General features: G+C 70.3%; 18 protein-coding genes. 12 read left to right on the top strand and 6 right to left on the bottom strand.

Annotated features, from left to right (window positions below; genetic code table 11):
- The 8 genes from VF584_06105 to VF584_06070 all read left to right on the top strand — a co-directional run.
- Nucleotides 1-128, top strand: a 128-nt coding sequence (locus tag VF584_06105) for an IS701 family transposase (protein ID HEX8209742.1), incomplete at its 5' end; no start/stop codon positions are given.
- A gap of 128 nt (nucleotides 129-256) precedes the next feature.
- Complete coding sequence (locus VF584_06100; GenBank protein HEX8209741.1) at nucleotides 257-2,173, top strand: M48 family metalloprotease; 1,917 nt, start codon at nucleotides 257-259, stop codon at nucleotides 2,171-2,173.
- A gap of 92 nt (nucleotides 2,174-2,265) precedes the next feature.
- Nucleotides 2,266-2,529, top strand: a complete 264-nt coding sequence (locus VF584_06095) for a type II toxin-antitoxin system prevent-host-death family antitoxin (protein ID HEX8209740.1) — start codon at nucleotides 2,266-2,268, stop codon at nucleotides 2,527-2,529.
- Complete coding sequence (locus VF584_06090; GenBank protein HEX8209739.1) at nucleotides 2,516-2,986, top strand: type II toxin-antitoxin system VapC family toxin; 471 nt, start codon at nucleotides 2,516-2,518, stop codon at nucleotides 2,984-2,986. The genes VF584_06095 and VF584_06090 overlap by 14 nt, the downstream gene beginning before the upstream one ends.
- Before the next feature lie 252 nt (nucleotides 2,987-3,238).
- A complete protein-coding gene (locus tag VF584_06085) occupies nucleotides 3,239-3,835 on the top strand; it encodes a sigma-70 family RNA polymerase sigma factor (GenBank protein HEX8209738.1) in 597 nt (198 codons plus the stop codon).
- Complete coding sequence (locus VF584_06080) at nucleotides 3,828-4,787, top strand: FecR domain-containing protein (protein HEX8209737.1); 960 nt, start codon at nucleotides 3,828-3,830, stop codon at nucleotides 4,785-4,787. The genes VF584_06085 and VF584_06080 overlap by 8 nt, the downstream gene beginning before the upstream one ends.
- Nucleotides 4,788-4,897: 110 nt before the next feature.
- The gene (locus VF584_06075; GenBank protein HEX8209736.1) at nucleotides 4,898-5,596 is read left to right on the top strand and encodes a hypothetical protein; all 699 of its coding nucleotides are present in this window, start codon (nucleotides 4,898-4,900) and stop codon (nucleotides 5,594-5,596) included.
- Nucleotides 5,593-6,204, top strand: a complete 612-nt coding sequence (locus tag VF584_06070) for a YceI family protein (protein ID HEX8209735.1) — start codon at nucleotides 5,593-5,595, stop codon at nucleotides 6,202-6,204. The genes VF584_06075 and VF584_06070 overlap by 4 nt, the downstream gene beginning before the upstream one ends.
- A 233-nt stretch (nucleotides 6,205-6,437) precedes the next feature.
- Here the strand turns inward: VF584_06070 and VF584_06065 are convergent, their stop codons facing one another.
- Together VF584_06065 and VF584_06060 are read right to left on the bottom strand one after the other, a co-directional pair.
- Nucleotides 6,438-8,354, bottom strand: a complete 1,917-nt coding sequence (locus VF584_06065) for a hypothetical protein (GenBank protein HEX8209734.1) — start codon at nucleotides 8,352-8,354, stop codon at nucleotides 6,438-6,440.
- 261 nt (nucleotides 8,355-8,615) lie between these two features.
- The gene (locus VF584_06060) at nucleotides 8,616-11,768 is read right to left on the bottom strand and encodes a hypothetical protein (GenBank protein ID HEX8209733.1); all 3,153 of its coding nucleotides are present in this window, start codon (nucleotides 11,766-11,768) and stop codon (nucleotides 8,616-8,618) included.
- A 385-nt stretch (nucleotides 11,769-12,153) separates the two neighbouring features.
- Here VF584_06060 and VF584_06055 point away from each other — a divergent pair, with 385 nt between their 5' ends.
- Together VF584_06055 and VF584_06050 are read left to right on the top strand one after the other, a co-directional pair.
- A complete protein-coding gene (locus VF584_06055) occupies nucleotides 12,154-12,363 on the top strand; it encodes a hypothetical protein (GenBank protein ID HEX8209732.1) in 210 nt (69 codons plus the stop codon).
- A 130-nt stretch (nucleotides 12,364-12,493) separates the two neighbouring features.
- Nucleotides 12,494-13,051, top strand: a complete 558-nt coding sequence (locus VF584_06050; protein ID HEX8209731.1) for a putative glycolipid-binding domain-containing protein — start codon at nucleotides 12,494-12,496, stop codon at nucleotides 13,049-13,051.
- Between the two features lie 63 nt (nucleotides 13,052-13,114).
- On the opposite strand, the gene VF584_06045 is transcribed toward VF584_06050, so the two are convergent.
- Complete coding sequence (locus tag VF584_06045) at nucleotides 13,115-13,462, bottom strand: metalloregulator ArsR/SmtB family transcription factor (GenBank protein HEX8209730.1); 348 nt, start codon at nucleotides 13,460-13,462, stop codon at nucleotides 13,115-13,117.
- Complete coding sequence (locus VF584_06040) at nucleotides 13,452-13,934, bottom strand: SRPBCC family protein (GenBank protein ID HEX8209729.1); 483 nt, start codon at nucleotides 13,932-13,934, stop codon at nucleotides 13,452-13,454. Before VF584_06040 ends, VF584_06045 begins: the two co-directional genes overlap by 11 nt.
- Nucleotides 13,935-14,191: 257 nt before the next feature.
- On the opposite strand from VF584_06040, the gene VF584_06035 reads away from it, so the two are divergent.
- Both VF584_06035 and VF584_06030 read left to right on the top strand, forming a co-directional pair.
- Complete coding sequence (locus VF584_06035; protein ID HEX8209728.1) at nucleotides 14,192-15,250, top strand: PA0069 family radical SAM protein; 1,059 nt, start codon at nucleotides 14,192-14,194, stop codon at nucleotides 15,248-15,250.
- Nucleotides 15,251-15,261: 11 nt separating this feature from the next.
- Nucleotides 15,262-18,192, top strand: coding sequence for an AAA family ATPase (locus VF584_06030; protein HEX8209727.1), 2,931 nt, complete (start codon nucleotides 15,262-15,264; stop codon nucleotides 18,190-18,192).
- A 193-nt stretch (nucleotides 18,193-18,385) separates the two neighbouring features.
- On the opposite strand, the gene VF584_06025 is transcribed toward VF584_06030, so the two are convergent.
- Both VF584_06025 and VF584_06020 read right to left on the bottom strand, forming a co-directional pair.
- Nucleotides 18,386-18,646: a hypothetical protein gene (locus VF584_06025; protein ID HEX8209726.1), complete on the bottom strand. Its 261-nt coding sequence runs from the start codon at nucleotides 18,644-18,646 to the stop codon at nucleotides 18,386-18,388.
- Between the two features lie 134 nt (nucleotides 18,647-18,780).
- Nucleotides 18,781-22,437 carry a PAS domain S-box protein gene (locus tag VF584_06020; GenBank protein HEX8209725.1) on the bottom strand — a complete coding sequence of 1,219 codons (3,657 nt, stop codon included), beginning with the start codon at nucleotides 22,435-22,437 and terminating at the stop codon, nucleotides 18,781-18,783.
- Nucleotides 22,438-22,515: the final 78 nt, after the last annotated feature.

The following is a 22,515-nucleotide window of genomic DNA, read 5'->3' as shown; positions in this document are numbered from 1 at the left end:
TCCTGCGGCTCGAAAGGAACCGCATCGCCACCGGAATGAGCTGGGTCGAAGCAAAGGTGAGTATCACGCGCAACGCCGTGCGTACCTATCTCGCCCAGCCCAGCTTCACTTTGGGGGCAACTGCGTAAGTCCTAACAGAGACACAGAGGCTGCAGGAGAGGACTGCAACAGTAAGTTAATATGTGTTCCACGCCTCCGTTACTTCACCGTCCCTCCGCAATCGCCCGCCGCACGACCCGCCACTCGACTTATCCACATGCAGACTTCCGCAGAATTCGACGGCTACGTGGCGCGGCTGGAGCGCGTCGCGCGGGCGAACCCGGGCAGGTACCGCACGCGAGTGCTCCTCTTCGGGGCGCTCGGGTACGTGTACGTCTTCGCCGTGCTCACGCTGCTGGCGGCACTCGCCCTGGGCGTGGGCGCGCTGGTGGCGGCGCATGGCGGGTGGGTGCTCCTCATCAAGCTCGCCATTCCGATCGCGCTGCTGGTGTGGACGATCGTCAGGGCGATGTGGGTGCGGATCGATCCACCCGAGGGAAGGGAGCTGGCTCCGAACGATGCGCCGCGGCTATTCGCGGAGGTGGACGCGATCCGCAAGGGAGTGCAGGCGCCGCGCGCCCACCACGTGCTGCTGACGGACGACTTCAACGCCTCCGTGTCTCAGGTGCCGCGGCTGGGGATGTTCGGGTGGCACCGCAACTACCTGGTGCTCGGCGTGCCGCTGATGCACGCACTCCCCGCGGACGAGTTCCGGGCCGTGCTGGCGCATGAGTTCGGGCATCTCTCCCGCGCGCACGGGCGCACCGGGGCGTGGAGCTACCGCATCCGCGCCACCTGGGGTCGCATCCTGGAGCAGCTTCGGCGGGACGGGCACCGCGCCACCTTCATCTTCGAACGGTTTTTCGCCTGGTACGCGCCCCGCTTCGCCGCGTACTCGTTCGTGCTGGCGCGCTCGCAGGAGTTCGAGGCGGATGCGCGGGCGGCGGCGCTGGTGGGTCCCGGCGTGATGGCGTCGGCGCTGGCGCGGATCGCGGTGCGGTCGCGGCACCTGGGCGAGTCTTTCTGGCCCGCCCTGTGGAACCGCGCCGCCGCCGAACCGGAGCCGCCGGCCGACGCCTTCACCACGCTGGGCCGGAGCCTGCGCGAACCCGTGCCGGAGGCCGAAGCGGATCTCCTCCTGGCGCAGGCGCTGTCCGCCCCCACGCGGAGCGGCGACACGCACCCCGAACTCGGCGAGCGCGTCGCCGCGCTGGGCGTCGCGCCGGGTCCGGCGCTGATCGCGCCCGCGGAGGGGGTGCCGAATGCCGCGGAGGCGTACCTGGGCGGCCCCGCGGAGGACGCCCTGCGGCGCATGGACCGCGCGTGGCTGGAGGAGGTGAGGGCCGGGTGGACGGCCCGGCACCACGAGATGCGTCAGGCCGCCGAGCGGCTGGCCGAGCTGGAAGAGCGGGCGGAGTCCCTCACGCCTGACGAAGCAAAGGAGCGCGCGTTTGCCGTCGCCAACCTGCGCGGTGCCGAGGCGGCGGTCCCGCTCTTCCGCGACCTCGCCGAGGCCGAGCCCGCCGACGCGCAGATCCGCTACATGCTGGGACAGCTCCTGCTTGGGTGCGACGACGAGGAGGGGCTCCGGCACCTGGAGACGGCGATGGCGGCGGACCCCGGGCTGGTGCATGGCGGGTGCGCCGCATCGCACGCTTTCCTGCACCGAGCCGGCCGGGTGGAGGAGGCGGAGGCGTACTGGCGCCGCCTGCAGGAGCACGGGGACCTGATGTCGGCCGCGCAGGAGGAGCGGAGCGCCGGCGGCCTGACCGCCCGCGACGTGTTCCTTCCGCACGGGCTCGATGAGGAGGCGGTGGGCGCGATCGAGGAAGCGCTGCGCCGCCACCGCGACGTCGCCAGCGCCTTCCTGGTGCGCAAGGAGGTGAAGATCCTCCCCGAGCACCCGCTCTACGTCTTCGCCGTGGTCCCCGACTGGACGTGGAAGCGAGCGGAGCACGGCAACCACTCGGCCAATCTCGTGCAGCGTCTGGTGCAGGAGATCCCCTTCCCCGGCGACGCCGTCGTGCTGACCCTGGAGGGCAACTTCAAGAACCTGCGCAAGCCCATCGCCGCCGTCCCCGGCTCTGACGTGTACGTCCGCGGCCGGCGCGCCGCTCCTCCGTCGCTCGCCTGAAGCCTGCTCTGAGGGCTTGCACTAGAACGGTGATCTGCCGGTTGTGCCCCCGACGGTTCGTGACCATATTGAATAGTCACCAAGGAGAAGATATGTCATCGAAACCGATCAATGGTCACCGACAGGTTCAGGCGGGGGAGTTCAAAGCCACCTGCCTGAAGCTGATGGACCGGGTGGAGGAAACCGGCGAGGAGATCATCATCACGAAGCGCAACCGTCCGGTGGCGAAGCTCGCGCCGATCCGAGGGGAGGGGTTGCGCCCCTTCGTGGGTCGATCGCGTGGCGTGATCTCGGCGAGTCGTGAGGACCTGATGGCGCCCATCGGCGATAACTGGGAGGTTGATGCTGATCTCTGAGCTCACCGATACCGACCGCCTCGTTCTGGACACCCATATCTGGGTCTGGGCCAGCGGCGAGTCAGGGGGCACGGGACAGGTTTCTGAAGCGGCGCTCGTGGCGATCGAAGAAGCCGCCGAGCGCCGCCACTTGTTCGTCTCCGTCGCGTCCGTCTGGGAGATGGCCCTGAAGGCGGAACGAGGAAGGGCCCTCGTGGCAGGTGATCTGCGCACCTGGGTGCAGGACCAGAGACGGTATCCTGGCGTGCGCGTGATGCCCGTCGATTCGCGCTTGTCGATCGATTCCACCATCCTCCCGCTGTGGTTGCGCAGAAGCGACAAACGGGAGCACCGCGATCCCGCGGACCGGTTCATCGTCGCGGCCGCGCGGCGCCTGAACGCAATCCTGCTTACCTGCGACGAAGAGATTCTCCACTACGCGTCGCAGGGCCACGTGGCGGCTTACGAGGCGTGCTGATCGCGCCCTTCCGTTGATCTTCCCACGCTCCTCCGTTCACGCGTACAAGTCGGTTTTTCAAGACGTCCCTCCCAATTTCTCCGTGTCTCTGTGCCTCTCTGTGAGCCAAGCAGTTGCCGTTTGCGTGTAGCATCTCTGGCAGCCGGTTAACATCCGCGGCGGAAGTGCATCTTAGAAAACACGAGGGTGCATGGCGGCTTTCCCGGCTTTCCAGAGGTGGCATGGTCCGCACGGGCTTACGAGGAGCGGCGGGTGGATGAGGCGCTATCCGTTCAGGCGCCGGTGCGCGTGCGGCTGAACCCGTTCGCTCGTGTTCGCAGCGAACCCGCCGCGGGCGTGGACGACGCGCTGGTCCGCGCCGCGCAGGCGGGCGACCGCGGGGCGTTCGCGGAGCTGTACCGGCTGCACGGGCGGCTGGTGCACGGCATCCTGCTGGCCCACGCACCGCGGCAGGAGGCGGAAGACCTGGTGCAGGACGTCTTCCTCGCAGCCCTGGCACGGATGCACACGCTGCGCGAGCCCGCGGCGTTCGTGAAGTGGATCGCCGCCATCGCCCGCAACCGCGCGCGCATGCTGCACCGCGGCGGGCGCAGGCTGGTGGCTCTCGAGGACGACGTCCCCGACCCGGCCGCGGCTCCGTCGGCCGGCGAGCTGCGGGTGGATGACGTGCTCGCGGCGATCCACCGGCTCCCGGAGGCATACCGTGAGCCGCTCGTGCTGCGCCTGGTGGAGGGGATGAGCGGCGCCGAGATCGCCGAGCGCACGGGGCTCACCCCCGGATCGGTGCGGGTGAACCTGCATCGCGGCATGAAACAGCTCAGGGAAGAGCTTGGAGGCTTCGATGGTTGAGCACGACGACTACCTGTGGGACCCGTCCGCCAAACCGGACGCGGAGGTGGAGCGGCTGGAACGGCTCCTCCGGCCGCTGGCGTACCAGGAGCGCCCCCTTGCCGTACCTCCCGCACGACGCAGCTTCCCCACTCGCGCGTGGGTGCCGCTCGCGATGGCGGCCACGCTGCTGCTGGCGCTCTTCGTGGGCCAGATGTGGCTGCGCGACGATCCGCACGCCTGGCAGGTGGCGGGGCTGGTCGGGGCACCGCGCGTGGACGGCGGGCGGGTGGACGGCGAGGAGCGGCTCCGCACCGGGAAGTGGCTGGAGACCGACGCGCGCTCCCGCGCCCGCGTGGAGCTGGGCGGGATCGGCTTCGCGGAGGTGGGGCCGAACAGCCGCCTTTCCGCCCTCCGCTCGCGCCGCGGCGAGCACCGCATGGCGCTGCGCAGGGGCACCATCGACGCGCGAGTGTGGTCGCCGCCCCGCGTCTTTCTGGTGGAGACGCCCGCGGCGCTGGCCGTCGACCTGGGGTGCGCCTACCTGCTGACGGTGGAGGACGACGGTTCCGGCCAGATCCACGTGACCTCCGGCTACGTGGAGCTGGTGAACGGAGGCCGCCGCTCGGTGGTTCCCGCGGGAAGCGTTGCGTTGATGCGCCCCGGCCGCGGCCCCGGCACCCCGTTCCCCGCCGGGAGCCCCGCGCCGTTGCGGAACGCGCTCGTGGCGATGGACTTCGGCACCTTTCGCCACGCCGACCTGGATGTGGCGCTGGCCAGCGTGGCGGGGTTGGATGCCGCGCCGATGCTCTGGCACCTCCTCCAGCGCGTCCCCGCCGCCGAGCGGGGGCGGGTGTACGACCGTCTCGCGGCCGTATCGTCGCTGCCGGCGGGTGCGGACCGCGCCGCCACTCTGCGGCTGGACAGGCGCGCGCTGGAGCTGTGGCAGCGCAAGCTGGGGCTGCTCTGGTAGTCCGCCGCTAACACAACCGGGTTCGGCGCAACCTGTATGGGAGAGCGGGACAACCGTCCCGCCCTCCGCGGTGAGAGTCCGCGGATCGTCTCCCGAGCAGGAGCCACACAATGCCGACCCTCCTCTCCGCCCTGTTCTTCGCGGCGCTGGCATCCGCAACGCCGTCGTCCGGCGCCGCCCTCCCCGATCACTCCATCCCCCTGCTGAAGCCTGGCTGCCCCGGCGCAGTCGCCGCCGTCAACGCGCCGCGCAACCGCATCCTGGCGGCGCTGCGGCGCGATCCACCGCCGTGTGAGTGGTGCGGTGCCACCGAGGCGCCGTCGCGGCTCTCCTGGGCCGTGCGCCTGGCGGATCACGCAGAGCGTGGCGAGCCGCTCGTGCTCACCGGCAGAGTGCTGCGCGCGGATGGGCGCACGCCGGCCGCGGGGGTCCTCCTCTACCTCTATCAGACCAACGCCGCCGGCGTGTACCCCCGGCGCGGCGACGAAGCGGGGAACGGCCGCCGCCACGGCTACCTGCGCGGGTGGCTGCGTACCGACGCGCAGGGCCGCTACTGCGTGGCCACCATCCGCCCCGGCCATTATCCAGGCCGGCTCGACCCCGCACACATCCACGCCACCGTCCAGGAGGGCCGGGGCGCGGAGGGGTACGTCGACGACTTCGTGTTCGAGGGCGACCCGCGCGTCACCCCCACGTACCGTACGCAGGTGCGGAATCGGGGCGGCTCCGGCATCGTGCGGCTCACCCGCGGTCCCGACGGCATCTGGCGCGGCGAGCGCACCATCGTCCTGCGGGACGTCGGCCGATGATGGGCGGACTGCTCGCACTCGTGCTCCTCTGCGCGCCCGGCACTCCGGGCGCGCACCCGGAGCCGGCGCCCGCCGCGCGCGAGGACACGCTGCGCCTCGACCCGGCGCGGTCGGTCATCCGCTGGAAGGGCACGAAGTTCAGGGGGAGGGGGAGTCACGAGGGGACTGTTCGGCTCGCCGCGGGCTACCTGCTGGCGGAGGGAGGGAACGTGCGCGGCGGCGCCTTCCGCATCGACATGAACGCCATCGAGGTCACTGACATCCCGGAGAGCGACCCCATTCCCCGCCGCCGCCTGCGCGACCACCTGCGCAGCGACCACTTCTTCGCCACCGATCGCTATCCCGCCGCGGACTTCCGCCTGCGCAGCGTGACGCCCTCCGGCCCGGGGAGCTACGACGTCGTGGGCGACCTCACCCTGCGCGGCCAGACGCACCCGGTCCGCTTCGCCGCGCGCGCCGTCCCTTTCTCCGGCGGCGGCCTGCGCGCGACGGCGCAGCTCGCCATCGACCGGCAGCGCTGGGGCGTGGCCTACCGCGGTACGTCGCTGGGAGAGATCGCGGTGGACGACACGGTCCATCTGGGGCTTAACCTGGTCTTCGGGAGATGACGCGATAGGGGCAACGCGAGCCATTGAAGGAGGAATGCACGGGAACTCCCGCGCCTATGTTCCACTCCGCACTCCGCTGTTCAGGACTACACCGCAGCCGGCGCGTGGACGTCGCGGCCGGCGGCCTGCGCGACGAGGCGGTACCAGTGGGCGATTGGCAGGGCGGCCGTGTCCATCCGCTCGTACATGCGGCGGGCAGAGCGCGGTACCGCAACGTGGAATCTCCATGCGGCTCACGCGGCTGCACCGGATGCGGATAGCCGGGCGCTCTGCGCGACGAGCACTTGCGCTCCCACATCCAACCCGAAGGCCCATAGGAAGATGGTGAGCAACTCGCGCCCAGTCCCTACGAAACTGGGGGAATACAGATAGTATCCCAGGATCGTGATGCCCGCACCCACGATCATGGTGAGCACCGCCTCGTCGAGAACCAGCTGCCGCCAGACGCGAGCCCGGTGCACCCGCACGCGCTCGGGGATCCCGATTCCGGGTACCGGCACGGCGTCGGCGCGGGCCGCGTCCGGCGAGCCGACCTCGGAAACTCCACCGGAAGCCCGGAACCCGGTGACGTTCGTGGCGGTGAGCGATCCCGTCCGCAGCACTACGCCTTCCCGCTGCACCGCTCGAGCGACACGCTCCGAAGCATCCACGTAGCGCCCTTCGGCCAGAAGCGCCTGAACTTCCGCCATAGCATTCGGCGGTGTGTGCGCCGCTATGACGCTCCGAAACGCTTGGTGGAGGGTGGGGAGCTCGCTCGTGACCCCCGCGAGCATCGCGTCCGGATCCTGCCCGTACGCGCCCGCGCGCCCTCGGAACGCCTCTATCGATCCCAGGAACTCTGCCAACGCCGTCAGGACCGGTGTTCCGCGGGTGAGCGCCCCCTCCACCGCCGCGGCCAAGGCACCCACCCACTCGGCCAGCTGACCTGCGAGTCTCTCCTGGCGCTTTCGCGCCCGGTGCATCGTGGAAAGTGCGGGACGCAGGGACTCGACCTGCTCGCCTTCCCGGGGCTGCAACGCTTCGGTGTCAGTCCGGATCGCGTCGATCCAGGGTTGAGCCTTCTCCCGAACTTCGGGGGGAAGCGCCGCCAGCGCTTCAAGCACCGCCGTGCGTTCGATAGGCCAGGTGCTCAGGGCGTCGTCGAAAGCGTTCCTCAGCCCTTCCTCTGCGGCGTCCAGTAGGCGGTCGGCCTCGTGCGCGTCGCCGGTCGCGAGGGCACCCTCCGCTAGAGACTGGGCCTCACGAGCGTGGCCGATGGACAGAGCGAGGCCGACGGGCAGGCTCCAATCCGTGCGCACCAGCCGCGCCAGCACCATTGTCCTTTCGCGCGCTCGGTCGAGCCGCATCTGTAGCGCTTCGAGCGCGGTCCTCAGGCGCGTATCCGCGGTTGTGATCGCGGTTGTGAGCGACTCGGACTTACCCCGATCACGGGCCACGCGCAGGGGGTCAGCAAGGGCGCGCACGGCTGATTGGAAGATCGGGTCGGCGTGCGCAACGATGGCATCCTCCATTCGCAAGAGCACGTCGTCCGCCTGCACGCGCAACCGGTTCCGTTCGATGCGGCGCGTGAGGTAGGTGCGGACCAGCCATCCCAGGAGGAGGCCCGCCACGATGACGCAGATCAGGAGCTTGTGCGACCGGTAGATCGTGATGGTGATGGGTACGTCCAGCGGCGCGGCGAGTTGAGGTGAGGAGAGCCGGATGGTACCCGTCGTGGTGCCCAGCGGCAGAACCCCGTCCACGCTGAAGGGGATGCGCGCGGCTGTCCCCGGCGCGACCCCCGCGGCGCCGTCGCGGAAGCGCAGGGTGGCGCCGTGCCGTCCCGCGAACAGGGGCGCGGCGGCGGTGATGTCGTTGATGCCCGTGGCCCCGGACCTCTCCGCAATCAGGAGAGAGCCTTCCCAGGAGCCTCGGCTTCCCCCCAGGGGGATCTCGTGCCGCAGCTGGACGGGGGACGCGTTCAGAACCGCGCTCGGACGAGTGAGCCGGAGCTGCAGCCGCTGCAACACACGCCCCGGGGCGGTCGCCTCCACGTCCACCGTGTAGGTCCCCGCCTCACGGAACGAGCTCGCCGCAACCGGCAGCAGCAGGGCGGGGCCGCCGAGCCCGTCAGCGGGCGACTTGGCGAGGCCATTGAGGGCGGACCTCATCCACTCCTCGCCGCGTCCGTCGCGGTGTACGTCCGTCACCACAATGGCCACGCGGGGCCAGGCCACCCCCACCGACAAGCGTACGGGGATGCGCAGCGTCGTGCCAGCTCCGGCGGCCGGGAGACGGTACTCCGCCCCGCGAGGCAGAGCGAGCCACTGCGCCTCCCCGGCGAGGGGAACCCCGAACGGGGCAAGGAGACAACAGGGGATTAGGGCGCGGCGGAGAGTGGAGAGCCTGCAAGGCGGGACGCGCATGGGGACTCAGGGCGAGAGGGTGAGGTCTGCATTGCCGATACAGGTGAAAGCAAAAGCCAGCGGATTGCCGGAGCGGATTAGGGCGCGGTTGAACCCCTGCACCGCTTCGCCCAGTGTGCGTCGGCTGTCGTTCCACAAAGAGAGCGTGACCTCGGCCGCAAAACGCGCGGCGAGGCGCGTGAATACGGGAGTCTCCGTCCCTACCACGGCCCCCACTCCCAACGGCGTGAGACTGGTCACCAGGTCGTTGAGCGTGCCTACCTCGGTGGCGGCGGAACAGCAGGCCATCAGCAGAACCAGCGTCCGCGGGTCGTCCTTCCATCGCCCGCGCTCCTGCGTCATTCCCGTGACCGCGGGCGGCATCAGCCAGTGCCGCTTGGGGACCGCGGCGGGTGGGGGCCACGTGCTCTTCGGAAGGAGCACGATCCGCGGGCCCGGCGGCTCGCCCTGGATATGACCGGTCTCCAGGTGGCCGAGCACCACGAGCACGGCGGGGCGGCGAGCGGGATCCCAGAGCAGATCCAAAAGATCGTCGTCCTTGCGCAGCAGCGCGAGCTCCGCACCGAGGTCATCACCCAGCTGCTTGGCGAGTTCATTTGCATTCTCGTCCTCGATGCCGGTGGCGAGCATCACCCCCGGACGTCCCGCGGGCCGCCGCACCACCGTCTCCACGCCCGCCGTCCTGCCGATGCGCTGCTCGATGCGGTGGCGCACTCCCCAGAAGCCTTCGATGCAGTAGACGTCGTGCCCGGGATTATGGGGGCAGCCCCACTTGCGCGTGGAAGCCGGCGCTGCACCGAGCTCCGGGAGCGGGCTCCCCAGGCAGACGGGGCGGGTTGGGGCCCCGACCAGGGCGGAATCCAGCGGATAGTCGTAGATGATTCCCCACGGAAACGCCATGTTCGCGTCGTGGCGGACCACCTGGATCACCTTGTCGCTCACTTCCGCCAGCGACCGCACTTCCTCGTGCCCGGCGTCGGAGAGCTTGCCTTGCAGCATGTCGTACAGATTCCGGCCGAAGTCCGCCAGCAGGCGTACATAGCCGTGGAACACCGGATCGGTCTCGGCACCCGGATCAGGATAGCTGTTGAACCGCGGCTTCTCCTGTCCGGGTGTGATGGGTGGAACGAAGGTCGCGTCCTCGAGCAGCTTGCGAAATTCGCCCACATGGCGGCTGACCAAAGTCTCGTCCAGAGTGAATCCCTCGGCCGTGCCGCCCCGCTTGACCATGAAGGTATGCGACCCCCCGGCGTCCTGGTTCACGCCCACGGAGAGCGCACGCTCACCCAGCATCTCGATCTCTTCCGTGACCAGTTGCTCCGTCGCGGCAAAGTCGAGCCGCACCTGCACCCTGTCCCTCTTGGTCGCGAACTCGCCCACGGGAGCCGTGAGCAGGAACGATTGAACCATGTGCCCGCGGTGGTATACCGCGATCCGCATCTCCGCGCGTCCGGGTTTCTCGGGTGCATTCACAGTGAAGAACACCGGGGCCGAGCTTCCGCGCAGGGGGAGCCGCAGGGGCTGTACCGCCGGGGAGCGCAACTGGAACGTCTTGGGGAAAACGACAACGTCCAGTTCGTGCCCACGCCCGTCATCAGGGGCGGGAAGCAGGCCGTCGATCGGCGGCACCTCTCCTACCACCAGGCTTGCGGGCAAGGGGGTGCCCACGTGCACGCGTAGCCGGTACGCCTGTCCGGGCTGCAGGGCCTGTTCGGGGTCGATGCCTTCGAAGACATCCCGGCCACCCAACCGCTCAATCCCGATGTCTACGCGCCGCGCCGCCGAGCTCTCGCGGGGATAAGCCGGGGAGGCTGGCATCGGCGGCTCCCCTCGTAGTCGCCGCACCAGAATGTCAGCCGCCGCTTCCGGGTTCCACCGGACGAACGAGGCAATTTCCGCGTCGTGTGCTGCAAAGGACCTTGGGCGAAGCGCCAATACATCGTACAGGGCGGCTCCCGTGCTCCTGGCGCGCTGCGCCATGCCGGTGCCGTATGCGGCATAACCGGCTGAAGGTGACCAGTGGATCTCCTGCAGCCGGTCCTCCAGTTCCCGCGCGAGCCGGCGGGCGCGCGGCTCCAAGAGGGAACCCGCGCGGTCGCGAGCCGACTCCAGCAGGTGCACCTTTCCCCAGCTGTGCGGCAGATCCACGGCCGCCCCGGCAACCTGATCTAGCTGGTCGAGTTCGAGTCGTGGCGCAAGAGAGGCCAGCGCTCGCGACTTCACGCCTGCGCCCCGGAGGGCGAGTTCCGCGGACAGAGCGTCCTCCACGGCCGCATCCGGGATCCCTTGATTCAACCTGCGGAACCCGGCCGCCTGGGATTGCCAGTGCCGAATGGAGTGGGCAAGGCCGAGCGCCTCACGGGCTACCCCAACCTGAAGCCCCGGGGCCTGTCCCAGCTCGGGCACGAACCCGATGAGCGCACGGGCGCGGGCCTCTTCCCCGACCAACTCCCGCGCGGCCATCACACCTTCCGTGCGTAACTCGTCACGCAGGAGGGGCGCCATCGTCACCAGTGTGCTCGCTCTTAGATTCTCATCACCGATCGTGCGTGCGGTTTGGAGCGCGGCCCACTGCTCCCGGGCCGTCAGTCTGCCGGCAATCCCGCGCAGGAAGTCGCCCGTGACCTGGGCCAGCGCTTCTCGCGTCCCCGGATACCCCCGGTCGTGAGCCGGGACCTCCAACTGCCGAGAAAGCGCCTCGAACGTGCGCAGTGCGTCCGCACCCTGGAACCCTTTGGGGTCGCGAAGCAGATTCTGTGTGACGCCGGCAAGCGCGCGCGCGCGAAGGAGCGGGTCGGCGATGATCCGGGATTCATCGATGGTTTCCAGAACCGCACCGAGCGGAACTCTCCCCTTTTCGTGGAGGTGCAGCATTGCCGCGGTCCGCTGCTCTGCATCCGGGACCGCTTCCGCCGCACGACCCGCTTCTCGCCGAACCTCCTCCCGAAGAGATCCGGATGCTCTTTCGGACAGCGCCTGGAGTATCAGGAAACGGGAAAGCGGTTCTTCTATCTCCCGCGCGAAACGAACGAAGTCTCGCACAAGCTTCTCGGGAACCGACGGCGCGAGCTCCAGAAGGAGTGCCGCACGGGTTCTTTCGTCCCCGAGCCACCCTTCAATCCGCTCCTCCATCTCTCGCGTGCGGTCCGCATCCGGCATCGAAAATCCTCCTTCATTTTGTTCAGGTCGTCGGTCAGCTTGGCTGATTGAAACCGCCTTGGCCGGTTGGGGGCGGGCGTGCGTCGCTCGGGTCCTGCCCGACCACTTCATTGTCGTTCCGTACGCGCCCCCCACCGGGTTTCGGACATCCCGGAGAACGGCTGCTACGCTGGGCAGAGGACGGTGTAACACGTTCGCGGCGAGCGCGAGGGCCGCGCACTGGCGGCTCGGCTCTGGTTAATCGATGAAGTGGCGTGTCGTCCGGTGAAGCGCGCGGTAACGGGCGGGAAGTGGAATATGTAACGGCGGAGCGAAGGGCAACAAGGGGTGCCGCCGACCTGGCGCTCCCGGGGTACTCCGGAAGCACCCAAACCCCCATGCGCGAGTGTCATCTGCACCGATCCAGATCCGCGGCCGAGGCGCGGCCAAGAACCCGCCTAACCGCTTCGAGCGCATCGAAGTGGTGGCGGACCTGGACGCGTACGATCCAGACGAAGCGGGTGATGGAGCCGCGCGCATCCACATCGACCGGCAGCGGTACCGCGGAAAGTCGCTGGGTGACCTCGCGGGGATGACACGGTCCACCTGGGGCTGAACCTGGTGTTTGGCCGCTGATACCGAGGCCGTGGCACGCCCGGTTCGACTCGGGATACCTTCAATGGTGCACATCCGAACGCTTTCATCCGGCCTACGTGACCCTACCCGCCTTCCCCGCCGAATCGTTGATGCGCTGGCGCCGGCTCGACGTGCCGGGGCGCGAGGAGGCGCGCATGGCACGCGTAGCCGCGGGCTGGCGGCTGACCGGGGAGGTTGCGGCCGAGGAAGAGGGTGTCGCCGCATCGCTGCACTATCGGATCGATTGCGACGCGTCATGGGTAACGCGCTCGGCCCTGGTAGAGGGCGAGGTCGGCGGCCGCGCGATCCACCTCACGCTCTCCGCCGACGGCAATGGCCGGTGGTCACAGGATGGCGCACCGCTCCGGGAGCTCGACGGCGCGCTGGACGTCGACCTCGGGTTCACCCCCGCGACCAACACGCTTCCAATCCGCCGCCTGGCACTCGCGGTCGGGGAAACCAGGCCTGTACGCAGTGCCTGGCTGCGGTTCCCCGATGTGCGCCTGGAGCCGCTCGAGCAGACGTACACCCGCGAGGCCGAGCGCGTCTATCGCTATCGCGCCTTGCTGGATGGTGAGCACTTCACGGCGCGGCTGGACACGGACGCGTTCGGACGGGTGCGTCTGTACGAGGGGCTGTGGATCGCGGAGCTCGCCGTCCCGGAGTGAAGCCTGCGGCCGGTCCAACGGGCACGGCCGGCTGGGCGTCCAGCCCCAGCCGGCCGTCACTCGTCATTCTTCTTCGACGAACGCCCTCAGTCGATCCGCGGCATCGTCCCACCGCGTCGCGACGTGGTCGAGGTAGCGTTTCGCGATTTCGAGGCGCCTCAGATCCAGCTCGTAGATCCGCTCGCGCCCGTGGCGTGAATCGCGGACCAGGCCCGCATCCCCCAGCGCGTGGAGGTGCCGGGTAATCGCCTGGCGCGTCACTCCGGTGCCCTCGCTGAGGCGCGTGATGGAGAGCGACCCCTCGGCGGAGAGGCGTCCGAGGAGGCGAAGCCGGGTCGCATCTCCCAGAGCGGCGAACACCGGCGCGGCTTCCGTGATCTGAAGAGCCGCCGCGCCCCGGCTACTCGACATAGCGCGCGAGGTTCTTCATCTGCCCGGCCCACCCGCCCGTGTTCATGAGGAGCGCCTCGGCCCGGCGGGCGATCGGGATCTGGTCGAACCCGGACTCCACGATGGTGAGGGTGGTGCCGCTCTCCGTTTCCTGGAGCGTGAACTCGACGAGCGTGGTGGGCTCGGACGAGTAGTCCACTGTGGGGTCCATCGGGTAGGGGTGCCAGCGATACGAGAAGTACCCCTCCGGCTCCATGCGCTCGATCTGCATCTCAATCGCGCATGCATGCCGGCCGTCCGCGTGGCTGACGTCCCCCGTGACGGTGGCCCCCTCCGCGAACGTCCCATCCAGCTTGACCCGGAACCACTGCGCGAACTCTTCCGCGGTCGAGATCGCACGCCACACGCGCGAGCGCGGCGCGCGAAGCTCCATCACCTTTTCGATGCGGTCCGTGCTGGTCCCTGTCCCGGCTGCTTCTGTTTCGATGCTCATCGGTTCATGTCTCCGCAGTTGGTAGTCGATCCACAATATGCAACATCGTCGTTGCATATCGTAACCCGCCGCTGCGGAATGCGCAAGCTTCACGTTGCACATCACCTCCTGAGCGGCCCGCTGACAAGGGTTTTCTCTGCGCCTCGTAGTTCCCTCTGTGCCCTCCGTGTGACGCTTTTCTCTGCTGTTCTCTGGGCCACGCGGACACTTTCGGCGCGCAAAGGGGTACTCCGGAAGCACCCCAACCCCATGCGCGAGTGTCATCTGCACCGATCCAGATCCGCGGCCGCGGCGCGGCCGAGAACCCGCCGAACCGCTTCGAGCGCATCGAAGTGGTGGCGGACATGGACGCGTACGATCCGGACGAGCCCGGCCCGCGCACCGTCTTCCTGCGCGACCCGGCGAAGACGCTGATCGTAAAAAACGACAGCCCGGACGTCAGCTTCGACTACGGCATCAACCCGTACCGCGGTTGCGAGCACGGGTGCGCGTACTGCTTCGCGCGCCCCACGCACGAGTACCTGGGCTTCTCCGCCGGGCTCGATTTCGAGACGAAGATCCTGGTGAAGGAGGACGCGCCCGAGATCCTGCGCCGCGAGCTTTCCGCGCGCGGGTGGAAGGGCGACGCGGTGGGGCTGAGCGGCGTTACCGATCCGTACCAGCCCGTGGAGCGCAAGCTGGGGCTGACCCGGCGCTGCGTGGAGGTGCTGGCCGAGTTCCGCAACCCGGTCGCCGTCATCACCAAGAGCCACACCGTCACGCGCGACGCCGATCTGTACGCGCAGCTCGCGCGGCACGACGCGGCCAAGGTCTTCATCTCCATCACCACGCTCGACGCGGAGCTGCAGCGGGTGATGGAGCCGCGCGCATCCACCCCCGCGCGGCGGCTGGAGGCGATCGCGAAGCTGGCGGAGGCGGGGGTGCCGGCGGGGGTGCTGATCGGGCCGGTGATCCCCGGGCTCAACGACCACGAGATCCCCGCGATCCTGGCGGAAAGCGCCCGCGCGGGGGCAAGTTTCGCGAGCTACGTCGCGCTGCGGCTGCCGCATGGGCTCAAGGAGCTTTTCTCAGGCTGGCTGGAGCGCCATTATCCCGATCGCAAGGACCGCGTGCTGAACCGCATCCGCGAGATGCGCGGCGGCGAGCTGTACGACTCGCGCTTCCACGCCCGCGCCAGGGGCGAGGGGGTGTACGCGGACCACCTGGAGTCGCTCTTTCGCGTCGCGCGGCGCAAGGCGGGGCTCCCGGAGACGTTCGAACCCCTTTCGTCGGCGGCGTTCAGGAAGCCGGCGGGTCCCCAGCTCGGCCTCTTCTGACCACGAACCCGATGTCCTCACCCCTCCCTTCCCTTCCCCTGGTGGGCCGCGAAGCCGAGGTCGCGATGCTGCGCGAGCTGCTGGATTCGGCGGATGCGGGGCGCGGCGGGATGCTGGTGTTCTCGGGCGAGAGCGGGATCGGAAAGAGCCGCCTCCTGCGCGCCGCCGCAGAGGACGCGGAGCGGCGCGGGTGGAGCGTGGCCGTGGGGCGCGCCTACCCCGTGGAGGCCGGCATCCCGTACGCCCCCGTCGCGGACCTCCTCCTCCCCATCGTCCGCACGTTGTCCCCCGAGGCGCTGGCGACGCTCACGCGCGGCGGGGAGACGGAGCTGGCCTGGCTCATCCCCGCCCTGCACCGCCCTGGCCCCGAAGCGCAGCCCGAGCTCAAGACGCGCCTCCTCTGGAGCTTCACCGAGTTCCTGGGGAGGCTCGCCGCGCGCCGCCCCCTCCTCCTGCTGATCGACGACCTGCAGTGGGCGGACGCGTCGTCGCTGGAGCTGCTGCACTTCGCCGCGCGCCACCTGGGCGACAAGCGGATCGCGCTGCTGGCATCGTACAACGACACGCAGGGCGCCGCGTGGCTGCGCGCGCTGGAGCAGTCGCGGGGGAACGCACGCGTGCATCCCGTCGTCCCCTTGTCGCGCGAGGGGACCGGCGCGCTGGTGGGCGAGCTGTTCGGGGCTGACGAGGCGCTGGCGGAGCTGCTGTACGGGTGGACGCGGGGGAATCCCTTCTTCCTGGAAGAGATCCTCAAGACGCTGGTGAAGTCCGGCCGGCTTGCGCTGCAGGACGGGCGCTGGAGGGGCTCGGAGCTGGAAGGGATCGAGCTGCCGCGCTCCATCCGCGAGGCCGTGATGGAGCGCGTCGCCACGCTGGCGCCCGCCACGCGCGAGGTGGCGGAGCTGCTGGCCGTGATCGGCACCGGCGCGCGCTACGATGAGCTGTGCGAGGTGTCGCAGGCCAGCGACGCCGAGCTGGTGGAGGCGCTTGAGGAGCTGCGCCGGCAGCGCGTGCTGGACGAGCGGCTGGAAGGCGCGGCCGTCGTCTACGACTTCACCCACCCCATGCTGCGCGAGACGCTGTATGGCGGGCTCGGCCTGGCGCGCGCGCGCCTCCTGCACGCGCGCGTGGCCGAGGCGCTGGAGGCGCTCCACGGCGCGGACACGCCCGAGCACGCGGGGCGTCTCGCGTACCACTTCGTCCGCTCCCACGCGCGCGACGCGGAGAAGGCGGTGCGCTACCTGGCCGCGGCCGGGCGGGCGGCGCTGGCCCGCTACGCCAACCACGAGGCCGCCGACTACCTCGGCGCCGCGCTGGAGCGGTCCGACGGCACCGATGCGGGCTTGGTGGAAGACCTGGCCCGCGCGCGGCAGCGGTTGGGCGACTTCGACGCGGCGATCGACCTGTGGACTCGCGCCCGCGCCGCCGCCGCCGATGCGGGTGACGATGCGCGGGTGGGTGCCGCCGAGCGGCGTCTCGGCCTGATCCGCTACTGGGGCGGGCGCTATCCGGAGGCGCTGCGCCACTTCGACGCGGGCCTCGAATCCGCCCGCCGTGCCGGCGACGAGGGGCTGCGCGCGCGGCTGCGTTTGGCGCGCGCGGAGTGCTTCATGGAGATGGGGTCCCCAGCCGAGGCGGGCGAAGAGGTGGAGGAGGCGCTCGACATCGCCGAGCGGCTGGGCGAGCCTCCGCTGCTGGTGCGCGTGCACCTGGTCCTCCTCCTGCTGCACACCTGGACGGGAACGCCGGGGCGCGCGCGCGCGCACGGCGAGCGGGCGCTGGCGCTGGCGGGCGAGGAGAGCGAGCCGGGGCTGCGCTGCATGGTGCACTGGGGGATGGGGATGCTGGCCGGCCTCACCGGCGACGCCCCCGCCATCCGCCACCACGTGGCCGAGTGCCAGCGCGTCGCGGACGAGATCCACTCGCCGATCCACCGCGTGCGCGCCGCGGAGCTGGCCGTGGAGCTGATGTCCAACACCGGCGAGTGGGACGCGGCGCTGGCCCTCGCGGAGCGCACCCTCGCCACCGCGCGCGCGCTGCGGCAGCGCACCATCCTGGCGCGGCTGCTGGTGTGGACGGGCCTCATCTACCTGGGCCGCGGAGACCTGGAACGGGGGCGGCGCTACGTGGACGAAGCGTGGGAGCTCTCCGGCGCCGGCGATCCCGAGCACCCGCTGGACGTGCACACCGTCGTGCCGGCGCACTGCGGGCGGGCGGCGTACCACATGGCGGCGGGCGACTTCGCCGAAGCGGTGCGCGTGGGGGAGAGCGGCCTCGCCGTGGCGGACCGCACGGGGTACACGGTGTGGGCGATGCACCGCGTCCTCCCCATCATGGCGGAGGCGTACCTGTCGATGGGCGACGTGGAGGGCGCCACCCGTATCGGCGCGCGGCTGCGCGAGGACGCCGGGCGGCTGGGGCACGGCCTGGGGCTGGCGTGGGCGGACGCCTGCGACGCCTTCCTCGTCTGGCTGCGCGGCGACATCGACGCGGGGATCCGCTGCCTGCGCGCCGCCGCCGAGCGGCTGGAGTCGGTGCCGGTGATCCCGGCGGCGGCCCGGCTGCGGCGCCACTTCGCCGCGCGCCTGCGCGACTCCGGGCGCACCGACGAGGCGCTGCAGGAGCTGCGCGGCGTCCACGAACTCTTCGTGCGGCTGGGCGCGGAGCGCGAGCTGGCGAAGACGCGCGAGCAGATCCGCGAGCTGGGCGCCCGCCCCCCCTCGCGCGGCGAAGTGGCGAGCGGCGCCGCCGGCCTCACCGCGCGCGAGGCCGAGATCGCGCGCCTGGTAGCCGCGCGCAAGTCCAACAAGACGATCGCAAAGACGCTGGACATCTCCCCGCGCACCGTCACCACGCACCTCTCCAACATCTTTCGCAAGCTGGAGATCGGCTCCCGCGGCGAGCTGGTGGATGTGGTGCGCGCGGGTGGGGTGGGGGAGTAGGGGCAGGGCGCGGGCCCCCTCCCCCGCTCGTCACCTCGCGGCCCCTCCCCCAATAACTACCTGGGGGAGGGGCGTTTGCCTCGATTCGCCCGTTGCGTGCGGCTCGCGAGACCGCTTCAGCGGTCTTCCCGTTGTTCCAGCCGGGGGCTTCAGCCCCCGGCGACCATCCCCCGGCGGCCAGCCCCCGGTCCCCTCACCCCTCTTCGTCGTACCGCTCGCGCGCCTGCACGGCCAGGTTCAGCGCGATCAGCCGCGCGCGGTCCTCGGTGAGGGGGAGATACCAGTCCGGGCTCACCACGGTAACCATCCACCCGCCGCACACCAGGCGCACGCCGAGCCGGTTCGCCTCCACGGCCGGGGCGCACGGGATGTCGCCGAGGAGCGGGTGCCCCTCCAGCAGCCCCGCCACCCGGACCCGCATCGTCTCCCAGGGCGTCTCGTCCGGCCCGTCCATCGAGCTTCTCCGACGAAGTCAGGGTGGATTTCACACAGAGACACAGAGTTTCAGGAGAGGTAAACGGAAAGGAACCTCTCTTTTGTGTTCCTCTCCGTTTCCTCTGTGTCTCTGTGTGAGCCATGCGGTTGCCGTTACCGTGCCGCGCCCAGCACCTCGTCGATGGCCTCGGTGAACTCGTCGATGTCGAGCGGCTTGGTGAGGTAGGCGCGCGCACCGCTCTCCAGCAGCCGCTTCACGGTGGCGGGCGTGGCGTCCGCGCTGATCACGATCACCGGGATCTCGCGGGTGCGCGGGTCGTCGCGCAGGCGGCGGAGCACCTCCTCGCCGGGAAGGTCGGGGAGGTGGAGGTCCAGGAGGATCAGGTCGGGGCGGTGCTCCGCCGCGAGGTCCACCCCCAGCCCGCCCTGGAGCGCCGAGAGGAGGGTGATCTCCGGACGCCCGGAGAGGATCGCTTCGATCAGGCTCAGGTTGGCGACGTTGTCCTCCACGTACAGCACCTTCGCCAGCGATGCGCCGTCGCGCGCCGCGGGGGCATCGAGCGTGGTGTGCGGTGCGGGCTCGGCCGGGGCGGACGGGGCCTGCGCCAGCGGGAGATCCACCGTGAAGGTGGAGCCCTCCCCCACCACGCTCTCGGCCATGATCGTCCCGCCCATCGCCTCGATCAGCGGGCGAGAGAGCGCGAGGCCCAGCCCCGTCCCCTCCACCCCGGAATCCTCCGCGCCCAGCCGCGCAAAGGGGACGAATAGCTGGTCCATCTTCTCCGGCGCGATCCCCTGCCCCGTGTCTCGCACGGCGATGCGCACCCGCTCGCCGTCCACCTCGCACGCCACGGTCACGGAGCCGCCGGGGTTGTACTTGACGGCGTTCGAGAGGAGGTTGAGGAGGACCTGCGTGAGCCGCTGCCGGTCCGCGCGAATCTGGATGGGGGAGGTCGTGGGCACGTCGTTCACCAGCGTGCACCCGTGCTGCACGGCCACGGGGCGGATCAGGCTGAGCGCCTCCGTCACCACCTGCGCGGCGCGCACCGGCTCCAGCAGCAGCGGCTGGCGCCCGCTCTCGATGCGGGCGATGTCCAGCACCTCGTTGATCAGGTTGAGGAGGTGCCGCCCGGCGCGCAGGATGTGGTCGACACCCTTGTGCTGCTCGGGGGTCAGCGGATGGCGCGCCAGCACCTGCCCGAAGCCCAGGATGGAGTTCATGGGCGTGCGCAGCTCGTGGCTCATGCGGCTCAGGAACTCGCTCTTGGCGCGGTTGGCCCGCTCCGCCTCTTCCTTGGCGCGCTGCAGCGCCTGCTCCGTGCGCTTGCGCTCGGTGATGTCGCGCGAGATCCCCACGGTGCCGGCGATGCGGCCCGCGTGGTCGAAGAACGGCTGCTTCACCGTCTCCAGGAAATGCTCCGTGCCGTCGGGGTGCGGGAAGCCTTCCTCGGTCACGAACTGGCGCCCTTCGCGCAGCACCCGCTCGTCGTCTTCGCGGATCTTGCGCGCCACGGGGAGCGGCCAGATCTCGAAGTCCGTCTTCCCCAGGCAGAACTCGCGCGTGACGCCGGCCGCGCGCGCCACCGCCTCGTTGACGGCCAGCACGCGGTGGCTGGCGTCCTTGAGCCACGCCAGGTCGGGGATGTTGTTGAGGAGCGCCTCCTGCTGCTCCTGCACCTCGCGCAGCGCTTCCTCCGCCTGCTTGCGCTCGGTGATGTCGCGCGCGACGGCGATCACCGCATCCTGGCCGAAGTAGGTGGAACGCGTGAGCACCAGCTCCTTGGGGAAGGTGCTGCCGTCCTTGCGCCGCCCCCACCAGTCGAAGCGCTGCGGCTCCCCCGCCACCACCCGCGCGAAGCGGGCGCCCGTGTCCTCCAGGTCCACGCGCTCCAGGTCCGCGAGGATGGCGGGCGTCTGGCCGATGAGCTCGTCGCGCGTGTAGCCGTAGGTGCGCAGCACGGCGGCGTTGACGTTCAGGAAGCGCCCCTCCAGGTCCTGCACGTACACCAGCTCGGTAAGCGAGTCGAATAGGCCCCGGTAGCTCTCCTCGCTCGCCCGCAGCGCCTCGTTGGCCGTCATGCGCCGCGTGATGTCGCGCGAGTTGACGACGATCCCCTCCTCCGTGGAGTCGGGGCTCAGGGTGCGGCCCACCCCCTCCAGCACGCGCCACTTGCCGTCCGAGCCGCGGCAGCGGAACTCCACCCCGCGGCTCGTCCCCGGCTGCCGCGCGACCACCTCCAGCGCCTCGCGCACGCCCTGCACGTCGTCGCGGTGAATCAGGCGGAGCACGCCCAGCCCCACCAGCTTCTCCGGATCGTAGCCCAGGATGCGCTTCACCGAGGGCGAGTTGTAGCGGAAGCGCCCCTCTTCGTCGAGGATGGAGATGAGGTCGGAGCCGTTCTCGATCAGCGCGCGGAAGTGCTCCTCGCTGCGCTGCAGGGCACGCTCGGCGCCCTTGCGGTCAGTCACGTCGCGCACGACGGTGACCACCTGGTCCTCGCCGAAGGGGAGGAAGCGCGCCTCGAAGTCGCGCATCCCGCTCTCCACCGGGAGCGAGTACTCCAGGGTGGCCAGCGTTCCGGTGCGCCTTACCTCCTGCACCCGCTCCATCACCGGCGCGGCGACGGCCTCGGGGAGCACCTCCTCCAGCCGCCGTCCCGTGAAGACGTCGGGGCTGGTGTACAGCTTGTCCCCGTCGCCGGACTGGTGGTCCAGGATGCGCCCCGCCGCGTCCAGCCGGAAGTACAGGTCGGGGAGGGCGCGGAAGACGGCCTCCAGCTCGGAGCTCTTGTGCGCCAGCTCCGTGACGTCGGCCAGCACCACCAGCTCGCCCGCGGCGCCGCCGGTCCCCTCGCCCACGAAGGAGGTGGAGACCTGGTACACGCGCCCGCCGATCGCCACGCGTCGCAGCGACCCGTACGCCACGTCCGCCGGGCCCAGCGGCGCCAGCACCTCGCGTCCGGGCTCCCCCACCCCGCGCCCCTCCTCCACCCGCAGGATGCGGCGCGCGGAGGGGTTCAGGTCCACCACCGTCCCTTCGCAGTCCAGCACCACCACGCCGTCGCGCATCCCCTCGATCAGCGCGGCGCGGGCGACGGGCACCACGCGGATCAGCCGCAGGCGCATGATCGCCCATCCCAGGATCACGCCGGAGACGGTGAAGAGGAAGGGCATGGGGTTGGCCGGGAAGAAGCCCGGCCGGAGGAAGTGCACCACGTTCCCCACCCATGGAATCGACACCGCCAGCAGCAGCGCCACCTCGCTCTCCCGCCGCCCGCCCGGCAGGCGAAGGGCGCGCCACGCCAGCAGGACGGCGGCGGCGGAGAGGATGAGCCACGACACCGCCATGTGCGCCCAGAACGCGGGCCCGTACTGGATGGCGCTGACCACCCTCCCTTCGAAGCGCGTGATGCCAAATTCGCGAAAGAACCATCCGTGGAGACCGTTGGTCAGCGCGAGCACCAGAGGCACCGCCGCCGCCACCACCACCAGCTGGAACCCCCGGCTGCGCAGCCACCGGTCGCGCCCGGTGTGCACCATCACCACCACGAGCCATGCCACGGGGATCGCTCCCGCGGCCAGGTGGATCACCATGATGAGCCACCAGCGCACCGACGGAACGGTGCTCGACGCGTACAGCGCGAACGCCAGCGACCAGACCGCCGCGCAGATCCCCACCGCGGCCAGTCCGGGCGCGCCGCGTGCCCGCCGGTGCAGGATGGCGTACGCCGCCAGCGTGCCGGACACCACGGCCGACAGCAGGAGAGGAAGAAAGTACGGGTTGTTCTGCCAGTGCATGGCGCGGGGCAAGGCGGAGAAACGACACGGCGGTGCGGAAGACCGTCAGGCCATCATTATAAGCGCTCTGTTCCGATCTTTACAGGATAA

Source organism: Longimicrobium sp. (assembly GCA_036389135.1).
In the GTDB taxonomy this organism is placed as follows: Bacteria; Gemmatimonadota; Gemmatimonadetes; order Longimicrobiales; family Longimicrobiaceae; genus Longimicrobium.
This window is presented reverse-complemented; position numbering and strand designations above follow the sequence as displayed.